Consider the following 14,479-nt stretch of genomic DNA (forward strand, 5'->3'; position numbering starts at 1 on the left):
CCGCTGTCCGCCCACAAGCATATTCCGCGCAGGCGCGCGATGCCGTAAGCTGGCGCTGCCAACCCTCGCCCGCGGAGCCCCGATCGCAAGTCCAGAACAAGCCGTTTCCTCGCTCCGACCGTCCGAGCCGTTGGCCCAAGCCGATATAACGGAGGAAGTCATGACGATGAGACCGGACCCCACGTTCCATGCGTCGCCGAAGCTTGCCATGGAAGCGCCGCCGGAGAATTTTGCCTACACGCTGTTGCTCAGCCCCGATTTCTCCAAGCCCGACGCGCTCGCGGTGATCGACGTCAAGCCGGGCTCAAAGACCTACAGCCAGATCGTTCATACCGTGACGATGCCGAACAAGGGCGATGAATTCCATCATTTCGGCTGGAACGCCTGTTCCTCCGCGCTGTCGCCGCTCACGGGACATGCCTTTATCGAACGCCGCTATCTCATCATCCCGGGACTGCGATCTTCGCGCATCTATGTGATCGACACAAAGCCATCGCCGCTCGAGGCAAAGATTCACAAGATCATCGAGCCCGAGGAAGTGTTCGACAAGACCGGCTACTCGCGGCCGCACACGATCCATTGCGGGCCGGACGGCATTTATGTCTCGACGCTCGGCGGTGGCGGCAAGGACGGCACCAAGGGGCCTCCCGGCATCTTCATCATGGACTGTGAAACCTTCGACGTGCTCGGACGCTGGGAGATCGATCGCGGCCCGCAGATGCTGCATTATGACTTCTGGTGGAATCTGCCGCGCGACTACATGGTGAGCAGCGAATGGGGGCTGCCGCCGCAATTCGAGAACGGCATCGTGCCGGAAGATCTGCTGTCGAACAAATACGGCCACAGGCTGCATTTCTGGGACCTTCGGGCCCGCCGCAACGTGCAGACCATCGATCTCGGCGCCAACCACCAGATGGCGCTCGAGGTACGCCCCGCGCATGATCCCGTCAGGGAGTATGGCTTCGCCGGCGTCGTGGTCGACACCACCAACCTCGAAGGCTCGATCTGGACCTGGTGGCGCGAGGGCGGCAAGTTCCATATCGAGAAGACCGCAACAATTCCGGCCGAGCCCGCACCGAAGGAAAAATTGCCGCCGCTGTTGCAGGGCTTTGGCGCGGTGCCGCCGCTGGTGACCGATATCGATCTGTCGATGGACGATCGTTTCCTCTACGTCGCCTGCTGGGGCACCGGCGAAATGCGCCAATACGACGTCGGCGATCCCAGGAAGCCGAAACTTGCCGGCTCCGTGCATATCGGCGGCATCGCGCGCCGCACACCTCACCCCAATGGAAAAGCCTTCGCCGGCGGTCCGCAGATGGTCGAGATCAGCCGCGACGGCAAGCGTGTGTACTGGACCAACTCGCTCTACTCGAGCTGGGACGACCAGTTCTATCCCGACGGCGTGCCGGGCGCCAAGGTGATGGCCAATGTCGGGCCGCAAGGCGGGCTGGAGCTCGCCCGCGACTACTTCGTGAGCTTCCCCGATGGCTACCGCGCGCATCAGATCCGCCTCGAAGGCGGCGACTGCTCGACGGACTCCTTCTGCTATCCATCGGTCTGGAATTGAACGAAGCAGATACGCCCATCCTCTGGCTCTGGCTTGGCATCGTCGCGAGCGGCCTCTATCACGGGATCAATCCCGGCATGGGCTGGCCGCTCGCGGTCGCCGCGGGCCTGATGGAGAAATCCCCTCGTGCACTCGTCAGTGCGCTCTTGCCGCTGTCGGTCGGTCACCTCTTGGCAATGCTGCTGGTGCTGTTGCCGTTCGCGCTCCTGATCGCGCTGGTCGAGTGGCAGCGCCCGATCCAGGCCGGCGCCAGCCTGTTGGTCATCGCCTTTGGCGTCACGCGACTGCTCAGGCCTCGCCATCCGCGCGCACTGGCACGGATACCGCCGACACAACTTGGCCTGTGGTCGTTCGCGGTCGCGATCGCCCATGGCGCCGGGCTGATGATCCTGCCGCTCTATCTCGGGCTCTGCCTGCCTTCCGGCATCCATGACGGCCACGAGGCGGCGGCAGGCGTCGTCAACCAGAACCTCGCGATGGCGCTGCTGGTTGCCCTGGTCCACACCGCAGCCATGATCACCGCCGGCGGATGCCTGGCGTGGCTGGTGTATCGTTATCTCGGCGTGAGGTACGTGGCGAGAAGCTGGTTCAATCTGGAGACGGTCTGGGCCGTGAGCCTGGTCCTGGTCGGCGCCATCGCGCTCGCGATCAATTTGGCGGATTGGCACTGAGGAACGCTGGAGGATTAGGTCAGTCCGGCTGACCAATCTACCAAGCGATTTGAAGGCTACTTGATGGACTGAACAGATGGGAGCAGTGTTCCCGACATGCTGCGCCTCGCGCCATTAAGCGATTCGGCCAAACGGATGAACATCATGAGCGCCACGTCGATAAGCCGAATGGTCGTGCCGATGCTGGCATTTGCCATCGCCGGCGTCGTCGCGCTGTTCTTCCTCATTCCTCCCGCGCGGCAAACGCCATCGGTCTCAACCAGTTCCGCCACGACGTCTGCGCCTGCAGCGCAGGATTCGGCATCGGACAAGCGCGATCAGGCACCATCGGCTCTATCGGCCCTGCAATCCGAGGCAGCCAACCTCGCAACAGCGCTTACCGGCCTGCCTCCCGCGCCGGGTAGCAGCGACGGCACGCCGGAGTTCGACGTTGTCCGCATCGAGCCAACAGGCGAAGCCGTGATCGCGGGCCGGGCGACGCCGGGTGCGACGGTGGAGCTGCTCCGCAACGGCGAACTGCACGATCGCATCGTCGCCGATCAATCGGGACAATTCGCCATGATCCCGCGTCCGCTGCCGCCGGGGAATTACGATCTGACGCTGCGCGTCAAGCAGCCGGACGGCAAGGAGACCGCGTCCAAGCAGAGCGTCGCGGTGGCGCTCGAGCCTGCCGGGAAGGAACAGCCGATCGTAGCGCTGATAGCGCCGGATAAACCTGTGAAGGTGCTCTCGCAGGATCCCGCCCCGACGCCGGGGGCGGAGCGCGTGATCGTCGTGGAAGCGGTCGAGACCGAGCCGGGCGGAAAGCTCCGTGTCAGCGGTCGTGCGCATCCCGGCGCCGCGGTGAGGCTCTATCTCAACGACAGCTTTGTCGCCGCCGTGACGTCGGACGACAACGGTCGCCTCTCCGTCGCGATCAACGCCGGCGTGGCGGCGGGCAATTACCGGATCAGGCTGGACGAGGTGGAGGCTGCTTCGGGCGCCGTCCGCGCGCGTGCCGAGGTGCCGTTCAACGTTCCGAGCACATTGACGACTGCCTCCTTGCCGGCGCAGGCCAAGCCCTCGGAAGCTGCCCCGACCAAGCTGGCCGCTGCCCAGACGAGCGCTCCGTCCGACAAGAGCTCGCCCTCCGCCGTGGTGGTGCCGAAGATCACGACCGCCACCGTCTCCCGCGGTGACAGCCTCTGGCGCATCAGCCAGCGCGCGTTCGGTGCGGGGCAACGCTATGCCGTCATCTACCGGGCGAACAAGGAACAGATCCGCAATCCCAACCGCATCTATCCCGGCCAGATCTTCGTCGTGCCGACGCACTGAAGGCCCGCCCGCGCGACGGGAGCTGCGGACTCATGGGCCGGACGATTTGAGGAAAGCGATGATCTTCGCCTTGTCCTCGGCAGAACGGACTCCGGTATAGGGTGTCATGCCGTTGCCCGGAACCAGTGCATCCGGATTTTCGATGAAGCGTCCGAGCTTGTCTTCGTCCCACACGAAATCGGCAGATTGCATCGCCTCGGAGTAGCGATAATTCGGCAGCGAGCCGGCCTTGCGGCCGATGATGTTGTGCAGGTGAGGACCGAAGCGATTGTCACCCTCTTTCGTGGTGTGGCAGGTGCGGCAGGAATTGTTGAACAGTTGCTGTCCCGATGCGCCCGCGTCTTGCGCCATCGGTTGCCCGGAAGCGAATGACGCGAGCAGCAACGTCGTCCCGCCGAGGGCCATGATCAACTGCCGCTTCATTCGCGTGACCTCACGGTAAGACAACGGCGCCAAAGGCAGCGCGCGGCGAGGATACGAGAAGACGTCAGTGCGTGCTACGCCTTGATATCGACGGCAACCGCGTCGCGCTCGACCTTGTTCTTGGCCGCGAAGACGTCAAGGACGGCTTCGTTGATGACACGAGGCGGGGCCTTTTCCATCTGATGGGCGAGAAGCTGAACCCTCGCCTTCGTCACTTCGACAGGTACGGGGTAGATGAGCATGCTGCACCTCCGGTGCGGAGGCTGCGCTTGCAGGTGTTTACGGATTGTTAAGAGGTTGGGTTAACGGGCGCGATAGGTGCCGCTGGTGGCCTGTCCGGCGAGTGGCATGGTGAAGCGCGCAGGGCTTCGTCCCAACTTCGCCCCGCCCTCGATTGACAGAACAATTTATCTGACTAAAGTCAGATATCATGCCGCTAGACCCTGTTGCGCGCGTCCGCCGCTTCAACCGCGCCGTCACCTCCGAGGTGGGCGCCCTCGACACCTCCTTTCTCGGGCGCGGACGCCCGCTCGGCAGCGCGCGCGTGCTCAACGCGATTGGGCATGGGCAATCCGATGTCGCGGCGATCCGCGACTATCTCGGGCTCGATTCCGGCCTGATGAGCCGCCTGCTGCGCGGCCTGGAAGACGAAGGCCTGATCGAGACCGTGCCACATCCCGAGGATGCACGCCGCCGCGTCGCGAGGTTGACCAAGGCCGGCCGTTCCGAATTCCGCGCTTATGAAGCGCTCTCCAACGCCCAGGCCAAAGACTTCCTGGCCCGCCACTCGCGGCAGGAAGAACTTCTGCGTGCGATGGACCTGGTCGCTTCCGCGCTCGGGCGCGGCCACATCGTGCTTGAGGAAATCGACCCGAGGCGCGAGGACGCCAGATACTGCCTCGGTGAATATTATGCCGAGCTGGCGCGCCGCTTCGAGAACGGCTTCGACGTCTCGCTGTCCCGCGATCCGGAAGCCGTGGACATGATCCGCCCGCGCGGCGCGTTCCTCGTCGCGATGTCGGACGGCCTGCCGATCGGCTGCGTCGGACTGAAGGGCGGTGGCAGCGAGATCGCGGAAATCAAACGGCTGTGGGTCGCGCCATCAGCGCGTGGCCTTGGGCTCGCACATCGTCTCATGGAGGCCGCCGAGGACATCGCGCGCGAATTGTCCATCAAGGTCCTGCGTCTCGATACCAACAGCGCGCTGCCGGAGGCGCAGCAGCTTTACCGCAACAGCGGCTGGAACGAGATCGCGCGCTTCAACGACGATCCGTATCCGGACACGTTCTTCGAGAAGCGCCTCTGAAAAGTTGCCGCGGTTGCATTTTGTGCGGCGCGCACCGGCTGCCTTGTTGAGGCCGCGTTTTCTACCTTACCTTGCACACTTCAAAAATAGAACTGGGAGGAACCCGCGTGACCACCCGTCGAAACTTCCTGAAGGGCGGCGCTGCCGCCAGCATCATGTTCTGCAGTTGCGGCCTGTTGCGCAGCGCGCACGCGCAGCAGCCGGCGCGCCAGACGCTGCCGGTCAGCGTCAACGGCAAACGTGTGAAGACCATCGACGTTCACGCGCATTGCCAGATCCGAGAAGCCGGCGCACTGCTGGGCAACGATGCCAGCAAGATCCAGGTCCCCCCGGTGCGCGGCGCCGAGGAAGCTTTCGTCAATCTCGATCAGCGGCTGGCGGCGATGGACGCGCAGGCGGTCGACATGGAAGTGCTGTCGATCAATCCGTTCTGGTATAGCCGCGATCGTGAGCTCGCCGGCAAAATCGTGCAGATCCAGAACGAAAAGCTCGCCGAGCTCTGTGCATCCAAACCGGATCGTTTTGCCGCCTTCGCGTCGCTGACGCTGCAGGCGCCCGATCTCGCCGTGAAGGAGCTGGACACCGCCGTCAGGAAACAGGGGCTGAAAGGCGCAGCCATCGGCGGCATGGTCGAGGACTTGCCGTTTTCCGATCCGAAATTTCACCCGGTCTGGGCCAAGGCCGAGGAGCTTGGCGTCCCCCTGTTCATCCATCCGCAGGGCATCGCGGAATTGAACAAGCATCTTGCCGGCAACGGCTGGCTCTCCAACCTCGTTGCCTACCCGACCGAGACCAGCATCGCGTTGGCGCACCTGATCTTCGAAGGCACGTTCGACCGCTTCCCCGGCCTGAAGATCATCGCCGCGCATGGCGGCGGCTATCTGCCTTCCTATGCGGATCGTGCGGATCACGCCTGCCTGGTCAGCCCGGCCAATTGCAATCCCGACATCAAGCTGAAGAAGCGGCCGACCGAATATCTCAAGCAGATCTATTTCGATTCGCTGGTGTTCACGCCGGAGGCCATCCGGCATCTGGCCGCGCAGGTCGGCGCGTCGCAGCTCGTGCTGGGCAGCGACTATCCCTATCCATGGCAGTTGCAGCCGGTCGACCACATCTTCGCATGCACGTCATTGAGCGATGAGGAGAAGGCCGACATCCTCGGCCTGACGGCGGCGAAGCTGATCAACGTCCAGGCGTGATCGTCAGCCGCGGCGAAAACGAGAAACGACAGCGGTGACGACAGCACGTTCGCGGCGAAGGCTCAGACGCTGCGGACTTGCGCTCCGTTCCGACGGACGCGCTCTTCGTCCGGACAATCCCGCCCTGCAAGTTTCCAGAGGCAGGAGAGAATCACCTTTGCCTCGGTTTCATCGAGCCGCGCCATGATCCTTTTCTGATGGTCCCGGGCGCGCCGTTGCAGCACCTTCACGAGCTGATGGCCGCTCTTGGTGAGATGGATCTGTCTGACGCGGGCATCTTGGGCGACTTGGGTCCGCTTGGCTAGCCCGCGCTGTTCCAGGCTGTTGAGGGTCGGAACGATCCTCGGGCGCTCCACTTCAAGGCTCTTGGCGAGATCAGCCTGGTTGATGCCGGGGTTCTCCGCCACCACCACAAGCACCAGGAATTCCGCAGCCGTTACGTCGGACTCAGCGAAACACTGAAGAATTCCCTCAAACACCGCCAATTGTGCCCGATGGAGGGCATAGCCAAGGGAATCGTCAAGGTAAGACATTTCTGCTGGTTCAATATGCTCGCGGGACAGGATGGGCATGACCGACGGCGCCCCCGACTGCTCCTCCTGGAAGCGACCCTGGAGCGCCGACAGGGCGCGGGATGCTGCATCGGCCGCCATAGGAAACGCCAGAGCGAAAATCGAAATTCACCGGCCGGTTCTGCATAAAATATGAGCAAAAGCGGAACACGCGCAACAACAATATGTCGCGCGGACACCATGTCACGTGAATAATATGTCATCTCAAAGGAAAGACCTCCGGCGGGGCATCGCCGGAGGTCCCTGGAGGTCAACACGAAGATCTGTTTGCGGCAGGTCTCTGTTGACGTTGGCTAGAGCATGATCCGGAAAAGTGGAAACCGGTCTCCCTCGCGACAAACGCGAGGCGTTTGCGCGGAGATCATGCTCAAACAGATAGAGGGGATCATGATCCGATTGGTCTAATCGGATCATGATCTGGAGCCGCAGGCGCGCTGCGGCTCTTTGTCCTCAGAAGTTACGCTGCGCGCGGAGCTGGAGCAGGAAGGTATCCTGGTCCTTGAACTCGTAGCGAGCGGCCGGCTTGGGTGCCGACGGGCCCAGGACGGCGGTGCCTTGGAAGCTCTGGTCGAGGTGGAACCACTGGAATTCAGCCGAGAAGGTCAGGTTCTTGACCGGGGTCCAGCGAGTGACCGCACCGAGCTGCGACACGTTGAAGTTCGGGTTGCAGACGAAGTCCGCGCTGACCGCCTTGGCCGGCGTGATGTAGTTCAGGCACATGAACGCCTTCGCCGCACCATCATACCGGACCGCCGAATAGCTGCCGAAGAAGCTGGTCGACCAGTAGGGATCCCAGTTGTGGTTGAAGGCACCGCGGATACCGAAAGCTTCCGTCAGATGCAGCGATCCATCGCCACCAGCCGCGACCGGCAGGTAGACGCCGTCGGTGGTGGCGCCGAAGCCGATGCTCTGATAGGCGCCGAACGCGCCGCTGCTGCCGAACATCGCGAAGCTCGGCGAGGCCGACGAGCTGGAGATCACATACTTGGTCGCGCCCTTGGCGTAGCTGACGTCGAACTTGATGTCGTCGCCGGGGCCGGTCGGGATGTTCTTGATGTTCACGCCGATCATCGCCGCACCACCCCACTTGGTATCAGGGTGACCGGAAAGTTCGGACGCCGCGGTCGGTGCCGCACCCGGCAGACCGACGCCGCCCGCGGGAGCGCCAGCCGCGTTGAGCGTGTTGTAGGAGCCGCTCACTTCATGCGCCGCGGCCGAAATCTGGAACAGACCCCAAGCCTGGTCGATGCGGATGTTGCCGACCACGTCAGGCGCGTGAACGCCCGCATAGGCGTTGCCCGTGTTGAAGGTCGCGTTCAGCGGCAGCGACAGGTTGTAGACCGCGGTACGATCCCAGACCGTCGGATCGTCCAAGCCGATGCTGGCCGACACGCCGTTGCCGAACTGCGCGGTGTACTGGATGTTGTTCACACCGGTGTCGGTGTTCTGGCCGCCGAGCAGGTTGGAGTTGATGTTGCCCGGGAAGCCCTGCCACGGAGTAGCGTAGGCGGAGGCAGACTTACCGAAGGTGAAGCCGGCGAACTGAATGAAAACATACTCAACCGCGACATAGCCGCCGCCGGGAGTGTCGAGCAGCTGCGAGCCGGCAACCGGCAGGCCGGTATTGATCGAGTTCGGGTTGTAGGTGCTGCCGCCGAGCGTCGAGAACTGGAAGTCGGCCTGACCGAAGGTGCGAACCACGCCATATTCGGTGGCGGTGCGGGTATCGATCGTCAGCGCCATACGGGAACGAGCGGCGAAGTAATCGCGGTAACGGTTCCCCTGACCGATATCGCCGTTCCACGCCGGGGTGCCATGGATGCCGCCGTTGAAGGTCGCGTCCACGCGCAGATAGCCACCGATCTTCATGCAGGTGTCGGTGCCCGGGATGTACCAGAAGCCGGCGCCGTACAGCGAGCAGACCTTCACATATTCGACGGCCTTCGCCTTCACCGGAAGATCGGCCGCCTGCGCGCCCGCCAGAGTGATGAGGCTTGCGGCCCCACCAAGTACGAATGTCCTAACGACAGTCATTTTATTGCAACCTCCTGATCTGACGGACTGGTGTCAGTCGAAGCGGAACGAGCGGCCTGAGACCCATCGCTCTCGCGTAATGCCCAATTACAAGTGTCTCAAGCTGACGGAAAATTTATCGCGCCCAGCCAACCAGCCCCCTTGCCCGAGCATAAGTAACGAACTTATTTGTCATGATCTAGATAACACCATTATCAAATGACAACAAAATCGATCTTGTTGCAGCCAAGCTACACTCGGTGACATGACCAATGAACGGAGCAGATGTATTCGCAATGAGGAAGCGAGACTCTATTCGACAGTTTGGTCGGGAAATAGCGTCGCTCCACGCATCCCTTGATGAACTCTATCAGTCCTGGGCGAAAACGCTCGGAATCACCGGTCCGCAATGGAAGATCATGCTGATCCTCGCCGATACCGCCGACGACAACGGGTTGTCGGTCGGCAACGTCTCGAAAATTTTGAACGTCGAAGCGTCGTTTGTCACAACGCAGTCAAAAATCCTTGAGAAAGAGGGCTTAATCCAGAGAAAGACATCGCGACGAGACGGACGAATCGTCAACCTGTCGCTAACGCATCGAGCGTTGGAGCATCTGGAAGGATTGGCACCGCGACGAGATTCATTGATTGAATTTATCTTCGCGGAGTTCGCGCCCGGCGAACTCGATGAGCTCAGTGGAAAACTATTCTCTCTCAAGGAAAGGCTGGAGAAAGCACGTCTGCAGGTGGCAGAGCCTTAGAGAACAGGCGCACCGGCGATGGACCTTCTCGGCAGCCTCGGCATTCTCGTACGCGTAGCGGAAGTTCTTTCGTTTTCCGCCGTCGCGCGCGAGCGTGATGTGAGCCAGGCCGCGGTCGCCCGCCAGATTTCGCAGCTCGAAGAACACTTCGGCGTTCGCTTATTCCATCGCACCACGCGAAAGATCAGCCTCACCGACGACGGACAGATGCTTGTCCTTCTCGCCCGACCGATATTGGACGGCGTCGAGGGCATGCTGACGGCCGTGGGACGACAGAGCGCCTCTCCCATAGGCCTGGTCCGCGTCGGCGTGACGGGGACCGCAGGTCGCTTCCTCGCGCGGCGTCTTCCCGAGTTGCTCGCAGATCACCCGGGGCTGAAGGTCGAGCTCGTGGTGAGCGATCGGATCGGCGATATGATCGAAGATCGCCTCGATCTCGCGATGCGCGCCGGCGAAATATCGGATGCATCGCTGGTCGTTCGTCACGCCGGCACGATTTCGCGCGTCGCCGTGGCGGCGCCGAGCTATATCGAAAAGTATGGCGAGCCTTCCTTGCCCGCCGAACTTGCAGAGCACACCTGCATTGTGCACGCCACCAGCCAGAATTCGGATATGTGGACGTTCGTGACCAACGAAGGCACCCAGCAATTTCGCGTGTCAGGCGGATTCCTCGCCAATGACGGCAGCGCTGTGCATCTGGCCGCCAGAGGCGGATACGGGATTGCCTATCTCACGCTGGTCGACGTGTTCGACGATCTGCGCAGTGGCCAGCTTATCCGCGTCTTGAACAACTTCCCGTCGCCGAACATTCCGCTCAGCCTGGTCTACTCCTCACGCCGACATCTTGCGCCGCGCACGCGCGTGGTGCTGAATTTCATCCTGGAAGAGCTGCGAGAAATTCGCGCTTTGCTTTCCGAGGACCCGGGCGAGATCCGGAACCAGGGAAGCGACCAAAGCGCTCCGGTTCTCAGCGTGTGAAGCGCGGGCCGCCGAAGCGAACCCGCACTGTCGTTCGACATTCAAGATGGACGATGCGTCAGTCGCAGCGAAGCTGCCGATTGTCCGCTGCAGCAACGGCTCGCGATCCGGATTTCTGAGACCGAACCCGCGGCGCGCATTGCGAAGCACGACCGCCTTCCATTGCCGCGTAGGCGCTGGCGTCATTCACGAGCTTGTTTGCGCTCGCCCCCGAATTCAGCACATCCGAGTTGGGATGATAGAATGCGTGCAGGCCGGGCTCCTGAATCGCTTGCTGCGCGAACACCGGCGCCGCCGCCAAAGCCGAAAGCATCATGGCCGAAGCGACTGATATCTTGAGGCTGTTCATCTTGTTTCTCCGTAACTGCCTTGGTGAGGATCACGGCAGCAATCATCGCCCACGCAACAGCGTGGTTCTGGTAATCGTTTGAGGGACATGCCCGCCTGACTCGCAATGGCTGCAACTGATCTGACAGCACAGCTATCGCGGAACACCGATTCGGAAAAAGCGCGCCGCGCTTGAAAGACTTGTGCGCAAATCGCAGAAATCGGCGCGTCGCCAAGCGGCGCAAGGAATGCATCGCGCTCGTGCGAAAATAACGATGAATTACCTCTACACGACCGCGTGAACAACACGATAAACGCCGCTATACGCTCATCGGATGTTCGATTCATATCTCTCAAACTGGCGCCTCGTCCCTGATGGCGAACCCATTGTCACCCATGCGGCGCGGCTGCTGCCGGTGCTACGGCACGGCGAACCCGCCATGCTCAAGCTGGCGTTCGAGGAGGACGAACGCCTCGGCGGCGCGGTCATGGAATGGTGGGATGGAGACGGCGCAGCCTGCGTGCTGGCGCGCGACGAGCACGCGCTGCTGCTGGAGCGCGCCACCGGTCCGGCCTCTCTTAGCGACATGGCCCGAACGGGGCAGGACGATGAGGCCTGCCGCATTTTGTGCCGGACAGCCGCCCGCCTTCATGCGCCCCGCACCAAGGCCTTGCCGAAGCTGATACCGCTGGCGCAATGGTTTCGCGAACTCGCGCCGGCCGCGCGAACCTACGGCGGGATTCTTCCCCGCTGCACCGAGACGGCCGAAGCCCTGCTCCGCGATCAGCGCGACATCGTCGTCCTGCATGGCGATCTGCACCACGACAACGTGCTGGACTTTGGCGCGCGCGGCTGGCTCGCGATTGATCCCAAGCACATTATGGGCGAGCGCGGCTTCGACTTCGCCAACATCTTCACCAATCCCGATCTCGCCGACCCGACGCGGCCGGTGGCCACCGTGCCGGGCCGCTTTGCACGGCGTCTGGACATCGTCGCAGAAGCCGCAAAGCTCGACCGGCTTCGCCTGCTTCGCTGGATCCTGGCTTGGACCGGTCTGTCTGCAGCCTGGTACTTGGGCGACGGCGATCCGATGGCGGAGATCGATCTGCATATCGCGCAACTCGCTGCGGCGGAGATCGATCGGATGGGTCGATGAGGAACTTCGCACCTGGCCTGAAGGTTATCGTGGGACATCATTGGGAGAAGCGAATGTCAAAAAGTAAGCTCTCCATGCTGATCGCCGCAGCTCTCGCACTCGCGCCACTTCAGGTGTTTGCGCAAGGCGTCGGCAGTCCACCGCCGCCCAGGCCTGGAGACCCGGCCGCTGCAACAGGCGCCGTGGGCGGAAGCGCGCCGCCACTCAAACCTGGAGCCCGGACCGGTGGTACCCCCGGCAGCGTGGGCAGCCCACCGCCACCGAGGCCTGCGCCTCCGAGCGATGGCAAGAAAGGCGACTAGCGCGCCAACGGCAGGGCATGCTGTTTTCCGTCGCGATGCATCTTGCCTTCGACTGTTCTGCGTCTGACTTCATTTCGTTCTCAAGGAACGAATCGAAGCCGCGAAAATCGGTCCGGACAGCGTCCTAACGATTGGTTTCCGCCGAACGTGGCGACGTCATCTCGTTGACGCTGCGTCGTAGCTTTGACTAGCATCGACTGCATCATCTGCCCTTTGTCTCCATTCAGGATGGTCGCCATGCGTGCACTGTCTCCCTCGTCGATTCGACCGCCCTTGGCGCGATACAGCCACGGGATCGCCGTGCCGGCGGGCCACCGGCTGGTGATCACTGCGGGGCAACTCGGCATCGCTCCAGATGAGAGGATTCCCGCGGACAGCGAAGCGCAGGCCGATCTATGCTTCGCAAACATTGCGGCGATCCTTGCCGAAGACGGGATGACGCTGGCGAACGTCGTCCGCCTCAGCGTCTATGTGACGGCCCGTGAGCACATGGAGGGCTACAGGCGATCGCGCGACCGGCAGTTTCCGGGAACGCCGCCGGCGACGACGCTGATAATGGTGGCCGGCTTGGTGCGGCCGGAATTCGTTATTGAGATCGAAGCCATCGCGGCCGCCCCTTAGCGCGTTGCCGAACAGTGGTTGCGTGCGAGAGTGAATGCAAGAGAGGCGACTAGCACGCCCGCGGCGGGGCGCGCTGTTTTGCGGGCGATGCACCTGTCTTTGACTGTTCTGCATCTGACTTCATTTCGTTCTCAAAGAACGAATCGAAGCCGGAAAAAGCGGACCCGACCGAATCCTAACGATTGGTTTCCGCCGAGCCTGCCGAAGGCGTGAACACGATTGGCGATATCAGAAACGCAGCAACGGGGCATTGCAGCCCCTGTCGCGCGCGATCGATTTGGCACACGACAGGAGCAGGACCGGATTGGCCCGCGCTAGCTCACGCCCCGGAACTGGACTTCGCCTTTGTTCAAGAAGCACGTCTTGTTGAACAGCCGCAAGTCCAGCGGATTAGGCAGCCGGACATCGCCAATGTCAGGACACGTCTTCTTCGCCGGATCGTAGGAGCGATCGATCTGCGAGATGAAGACGATGATCAGCCCCCGCTCCCGCGCGAACGATTTCAGCACGCGAACCTGCTCGGCCAATCCGGGGTGTTCACGTTTCTGATCGAGCAATTGCAGACAGTCCACCACCACCAGGGTGCCGCGAGCTGCCGTCGCCAACACCCTCGTGATGTAATCGGCACTTATCGCGTCGGAGCAGTCGAGTTCGAACAGTCCGTCGAACCGCGCGTACTCCGCGCCGATGGCCTGGAAGCGATCCAGAACGTCCCTTTCGGTATACTCCAGCGTGAAGAACACGGCGCGATTGCCGGATTTCATGGCCTCAATGGCGAGCTCAAGACTCATCATCGTCTTGCCCTGGCCCGGACGCGCGCCCACCAGCACCAGGTCACCAGGCTTCAACCGAGCAAGCAGCTTGCCGGCGGGCCTGGACGCGGACAGCTTCGCCGCAAGCAGGCTCCAACCGCTATAGCCTTCCTGAAGGGCGATGCGATTCAGCGCGACATGGAGTGGAATACCTTCCTCGCGGGATAGTCGTTTGGCTTTGCGCTTCAAATGGTAAATCGGCGCAGACAGCTTCATCGGCAACCTCCTATTGCGAGCAATCTTCGCAATCCCTCCTTATGCTTGGCGCTCGAACAGTCGGTTCGATGATCAGGTAGCCCGGTATGAACAATACTTTCCCGATCGGAGGGGGGAGGCGTGGGCCGCGCTCGAATCGGATGATAGCGCACTTCGTCGCGGACGGGAATCGCACGGGTCCGACCTCCGACCAAACGCTTGTACGACCATGCCGCCTCGTATGAGAAAGCCCCCGCTAGG

Annotated in this window: 15 protein-coding genes; 9 read left to right on the top strand and 6 right to left on the bottom strand. The window is 62.2% G+C overall.

Translation table 11 applies throughout. From position 1 onward, the window contains the following. Window positions 1-160 precede the first annotated feature (160 nt). From ACZXDY_RS29810 to ACZXDY_RS29820, 3 genes are all read left to right on the top strand, one after another. Window positions 161-1,567: a selenium-binding protein SBP56-related protein gene (locus ACZXDY_RS29810; RefSeq protein ID WP_464347969.1), complete on the top strand. Its 1,407-nt coding sequence runs from the start codon at window positions 161-163 to the stop codon at window positions 1,565-1,567. Beyond that, window positions 1,564-2,238: a hypothetical protein gene (locus ACZXDY_RS29815; protein ID WP_464347970.1), complete on the top strand. Its 675-nt coding sequence runs from the start codon at window positions 1,564-1,566 to the stop codon at window positions 2,236-2,238. The genes ACZXDY_RS29810 and ACZXDY_RS29815 overlap by 4 nt, the downstream gene beginning before the upstream one ends. Before the next feature lie 144 nt (window positions 2,239-2,382). After that, complete coding sequence (locus ACZXDY_RS29820; protein WP_464347971.1) at window positions 2,383-3,552, top strand: LysM peptidoglycan-binding domain-containing protein; 1,170 nt, start codon at window positions 2,383-2,385, stop codon at window positions 3,550-3,552. A 30-nt stretch (window positions 3,553-3,582) separates the two neighbouring features. Here the strand turns inward: ACZXDY_RS29820 and ACZXDY_RS29825 are convergent, their stop codons facing one another. Together ACZXDY_RS29825 and ACZXDY_RS29830 are read right to left on the bottom strand one after the other, a co-directional pair. After that, window positions 3,583-3,975, bottom strand: coding sequence for a c-type cytochrome (locus tag ACZXDY_RS29825; protein ID WP_464347972.1), 393 nt, complete (start codon window positions 3,973-3,975; stop codon window positions 3,583-3,585). A 74-nt stretch (window positions 3,976-4,049) separates the two neighbouring features. Then, the gene (locus ACZXDY_RS29830) at window positions 4,050-4,217 is read right to left on the bottom strand and encodes a hypothetical protein (RefSeq protein ID WP_165435279.1); all 168 of its coding nucleotides are present in this window, start codon (window positions 4,215-4,217) and stop codon (window positions 4,050-4,052) included. A 188-nt stretch (window positions 4,218-4,405) separates the two neighbouring features. On the opposite strand from ACZXDY_RS29830, the gene ACZXDY_RS29835 reads away from it, so the two are divergent. Further along, on the top strand, window positions 4,406-5,281 hold the full coding sequence (locus ACZXDY_RS29835) for a bifunctional helix-turn-helix transcriptional regulator/GNAT family N-acetyltransferase (RefSeq protein ID WP_464347973.1): 876 nt from the start codon (window positions 4,406-4,408) through the stop codon (window positions 5,279-5,281). Window positions 5,282-5,388: 107 nt separating this feature from the next. Beyond that, the gene (locus tag ACZXDY_RS29840; RefSeq protein WP_464347974.1) at window positions 5,389-6,480 is read left to right on the top strand and encodes an amidohydrolase family protein; all 1,092 of its coding nucleotides are present in this window, start codon (window positions 5,389-5,391) and stop codon (window positions 6,478-6,480) included. A gap of 62 nt (window positions 6,481-6,542) precedes the next feature. Here the strand turns inward: ACZXDY_RS29840 and ACZXDY_RS29845 are convergent, their stop codons facing one another. Beyond that, the gene (locus ACZXDY_RS29845; protein WP_464347975.1) at window positions 6,543-7,133 is read right to left on the bottom strand and encodes a MarR family winged helix-turn-helix transcriptional regulator; all 591 of its coding nucleotides are present in this window, start codon (window positions 7,131-7,133) and stop codon (window positions 6,543-6,545) included. 369 nt (window positions 7,134-7,502) lie between these two features. Beyond that, window positions 7,503-9,086 carry a porin gene (locus tag ACZXDY_RS29850; protein WP_464347976.1) on the bottom strand — a complete coding sequence of 528 codons (1,584 nt, stop codon included), beginning with the start codon at window positions 9,084-9,086 and terminating at the stop codon, window positions 7,503-7,505. 251 nt (window positions 9,087-9,337) lie between these two features. Here ACZXDY_RS29850 and ACZXDY_RS29855 point away from each other — a divergent pair, with 251 nt between their 5' ends. Together ACZXDY_RS29855 and ACZXDY_RS29860 are read left to right on the top strand one after the other, a co-directional pair. Then, complete coding sequence (locus ACZXDY_RS29855) at window positions 9,338-9,826, top strand: MarR family winged helix-turn-helix transcriptional regulator (protein ID WP_464347977.1); 489 nt, start codon at window positions 9,338-9,340, stop codon at window positions 9,824-9,826. A gap of 18 nt (window positions 9,827-9,844) precedes the next feature. Then, window positions 9,845-10,804, top strand: a complete 960-nt coding sequence (locus ACZXDY_RS29860; RefSeq protein WP_464347978.1) for a LysR family transcriptional regulator — start codon at window positions 9,845-9,847, stop codon at window positions 10,802-10,804. A gap of 182 nt (window positions 10,805-10,986) precedes the next feature. Here ACZXDY_RS29860 and ACZXDY_RS29865 read toward each other — a convergent pair whose 3' ends face one another. After that, window positions 10,987-11,199, bottom strand: coding sequence for a hypothetical protein (locus ACZXDY_RS29865; RefSeq protein ID WP_130226732.1), 213 nt, complete (start codon window positions 11,197-11,199; stop codon window positions 10,987-10,989). A 267-nt stretch (window positions 11,200-11,466) separates the two neighbouring features. On the opposite strand from ACZXDY_RS29865, the gene ACZXDY_RS29870 reads away from it, so the two are divergent. Continuing rightward, on the top strand, window positions 11,467-12,288 hold the full coding sequence (locus ACZXDY_RS29870; protein WP_464347979.1) for an aminoglycoside phosphotransferase family protein: 822 nt from the start codon (window positions 11,467-11,469) through the stop codon (window positions 12,286-12,288). 539 nt (window positions 12,289-12,827) lie between these two features. Then, window positions 12,828-13,211, top strand: coding sequence for a RidA family protein (locus ACZXDY_RS29875; RefSeq protein WP_028166599.1), 384 nt, complete (start codon window positions 12,828-12,830; stop codon window positions 13,209-13,211). Between the two features lie 314 nt (window positions 13,212-13,525). Here the strand turns inward: ACZXDY_RS29875 and ACZXDY_RS29880 are convergent, their stop codons facing one another. Further along, the gene (locus ACZXDY_RS29880; protein ID WP_464347980.1) at window positions 13,526-14,239 is read right to left on the bottom strand and encodes a DNA helicase; all 714 of its coding nucleotides are present in this window, start codon (window positions 14,237-14,239) and stop codon (window positions 13,526-13,528) included. Window positions 14,240-14,479 lie beyond the last annotated feature (240 nt).

The organism is Bradyrhizobium sp. LeoB3 (assembly GCF_055456055.1).

What these genes read in the sequence shown, in the direction of transcription:
- ACZXDY_RS29860 (WP_464347978.1), top strand. Translation starts at nt 9,845, where the DNA reads ATGGACCTTCTCGGCAGCCTCGGCATTCTCGTACGCGTAGCGGAAGTT.
- ACZXDY_RS29810 (WP_464347969.1), top strand. Translation starts at nt 161, where the DNA reads ATGACGATGAGACCGGACCCCACGTTCCATGCGTCGCCGAAGCTTGCC.
- ACZXDY_RS29855 (WP_464347977.1), top strand. Translation starts at nt 9,338, where the DNA reads ATGAACGGAGCAGATGTATTCGCAATGAGGAAGCGAGACTCTATTCGA.
- ACZXDY_RS29875 (WP_028166599.1), top strand. Translation starts at nt 12,828, where the DNA reads ATGCGTGCACTGTCTCCCTCGTCGATTCGACCGCCCTTGGCGCGATAC.
- ACZXDY_RS29850 (WP_464347976.1), bottom strand. Translation starts at nt 9,086, where the DNA reads ATGACTGTCGTTAGGACATTCGTACTTGGTGGGGCCGCAAGCCTCATC.
- ACZXDY_RS29835 (WP_464347973.1), top strand. Translation starts at nt 4,406, where the DNA reads ATGCCGCTAGACCCTGTTGCGCGCGTCCGCCGCTTCAACCGCGCCGTC.
- ACZXDY_RS29865 (WP_130226732.1), bottom strand. Translation starts at nt 11,199, where the DNA reads ATGATTGCTGCCGTGATCCTCACCAAGGCAGTTACGGAGAAACAAGAT.
- ACZXDY_RS29880 (WP_464347980.1), bottom strand. Translation starts at nt 14,239, where the DNA reads ATGAAGCTGTCTGCGCCGATTTACCATTTGAAGCGCAAAGCCAAACGA.
- ACZXDY_RS29825 (WP_464347972.1), bottom strand. Translation starts at nt 3,975, where the DNA reads ATGAAGCGGCAGTTGATCATGGCCCTCGGCGGGACGACGTTGCTGCTC.
- ACZXDY_RS29870 (WP_464347979.1), top strand. Translation starts at nt 11,467, where the DNA reads ATGTTCGATTCATATCTCTCAAACTGGCGCCTCGTCCCTGATGGCGAA.
- ACZXDY_RS29830 (WP_165435279.1), bottom strand. Translation starts at nt 4,217, where the DNA reads ATGCTCATCTACCCCGTACCTGTCGAAGTGACGAAGGCGAGGGTTCAG.
- ACZXDY_RS29845 (WP_464347975.1), bottom strand. Translation starts at nt 7,133, where the DNA reads ATGGCGGCCGATGCAGCATCCCGCGCCCTGTCGGCGCTCCAGGGTCGC.
- ACZXDY_RS29820 (WP_464347971.1), top strand. Translation starts at nt 2,383, where the DNA reads ATGAGCGCCACGTCGATAAGCCGAATGGTCGTGCCGATGCTGGCATTT.